This window comes from Bacillus cereus group sp. Bc010 (assembly GCF_027716745.1).
Lineage (GTDB): Bacteria > Bacillota > Bacilli > Bacillales > Bacillaceae_G > Bacillus_A > Bacillus_A pacificus.
Window position 1 is genome coordinate 1 of the sequence record NZ_JAQFUY010000094.1, and the last position, 1,956, is coordinate 1,956.

Below are 1,956 nucleotides of genomic sequence, written 5' to 3' on the forward strand. Positions count from 1 at the left end.
TAATAAAAGCTGCAGAAGATTCCCACTTTAATTTTCTAACTGTATCATTTGCACGCTTTTATCGGTGGATAGGATTTCTTTTAGCTGTCTTCCTACCCGGATTTTGGATGGCATTACTTGCTTATCACCAAGATCAAATTCCTTTCCCTCTTCTTGCGACTGTGACTGTTGCAAGATCAGGTCTACCATTTCCAGCACCACTTGAGCTTATAATTGTTTTGTTCCTTTTTGAGATGTTCCGTGAAGCCGGTCAAAGATTACCCTCCCCCCTTGGTCAAACCCTTTCAGTGGTAGGCGGACTAATCATTGGGGATGCTGCAATCCGTTCGGGTTTTATCTCCCCTTCTGTCATTGTTATTACTGCTTTATCTGCTATTGCGGGATATACCTTAGTAAACCAAATATTAGCAGGAGCAGTATCCATACTCAGAGGGTTTGTACTATTATGTTCAATTTTGATGGGGTTATATGGATTTATGCTTGCCGGATTCGTAATCGTTCTTTATATCTCAAGATTACGTTCCTTTGGAATCCCTTACTTAGCTTTAGTTTTCCCAAAATCTAGTTCAGATTTTTTCAAGGGATTGTTTCGTTTACCGTGGAGAAGTTATAGACATAGAGTTGATTATCTCCGAACCAATGATAGTTCTAAAACGGACGAAGGAGAAGGAAAACAGTGAAGCTGCACAAAATAAAACTAATAATTATGATGCTTATCACTAGTGCAATGTTATCTGGATGTTGGAATATTAAAGAAGTTCAAGATATTTATTATGTTGCAGCTCTTGGTATAGATTTTAAAGAAGGAAAATATATAGCTTATGCTCAGTTACTTGACTTTTCTAACGTTGCTAAGTTAGAGGGGGCTAGACCTGATAAACAACCACCAGTGTGGATAGGAAGAGGTGAAGGTTTTACCATTACGGAAGCATTAAATCAATTATATAAGGATGCTCAACAAAGACTTTTTTGGGGACATGTATCTACAATAATATTAAGCGAAAGACTGCTCAGACAAGATATTAAAGACTCTATTGATTTTATTAATCGGTACCGAGAAATACGCTATAATATTCTCTTATACGCTACAAAGGAACCCATTGATGATATACTTAAAACAAAAGCCTTTTTTACATTATCGGGGTTGTCTACCATTCTCCATGAACCAAAGGAAAGGTATAAACAACGGTCTTACATACAACCTAAACAATTTTATCAATTTATTAGAGATAGTGATCCGATGGGGCAAACTGCTTATATCCCATCACTTAAAATTTCAACAGAAAATTGGAAAGAAGAATCCAAAAAAGCACCATTATTAAGAAATGATGGAGCGTTCTTTGTAAGGAATAATCGCCTAGAAGGATGGCTTTCTGAGACTGATTTAAACGGTCTAAGATGGATGGATGAAAAAAACGTTCGATCTCCTGTGTGGATTATTGAGAATGATAGCGCTGTTGTTTCCGTAGTGATAGAGAAACCTAAGATTACAATTTCCCCTATTATGAGTAGTAAGCCCATACTTTTTAATATTCGAGTTGAAGTTCAAGCTGGAATAAATGAGAAGATCAAGGAAATTAGTGATAAAGAGTTGATTACAAAAACTGAAGATATTATCAAATTAGAAATTCTAAAATCCTTTGAAAAAGGAATAGAAATAAATGCAGATATCTACAAATTAGGTGAATCATTATACCGTCAGAATCCAAGAAAATGGAAAGAAGAAGTAAAAACAGACTCGTTTTACTTAAATGAACACAGTATAAAGAATTTAAAAGTTAAAGTTAATTTAGTTAACTCCGGAAAGTTGAAGTACCAAGATGGATCCTAATATTAATTCAAACGGTATTTATAGTTTTTTAAAAAGGCCTAAGCTCTTGCAACACCGAGAAATTAGGCTTTTTTATATTGAATTCCTTAACGTTGTAAATCCGCATTTTCCTGACGCTACCCCTA

The 1,956-nt window shown here is 35.2% G+C and carries 2 protein-coding genes; both read left to right on the forward strand.

What is annotated here, in order from left to right; genetic code table 11:
* Nucleotides 1-2 precede the first annotated feature (2 nt).
* Nucleotides 3-680 (forward strand): spore germination protein, encoded by a 678-nt coding sequence (locus PDQ68_RS28505; RefSeq protein ID WP_232289191.1) that lies wholly within the window; start codon nt 3-5, stop codon nt 678-680.
* Nucleotides 677-1,831, forward strand: coding sequence for a Ger(x)C family spore germination protein (locus tag PDQ68_RS28510; RefSeq protein ID WP_000766211.1), 1,155 nt, complete (start codon nt 677-679; stop codon nt 1,829-1,831). Before PDQ68_RS28505 ends, PDQ68_RS28510 begins: the two co-directional genes overlap by 4 nt.
* Nucleotides 1,832-1,956 lie beyond the last annotated feature (125 nt).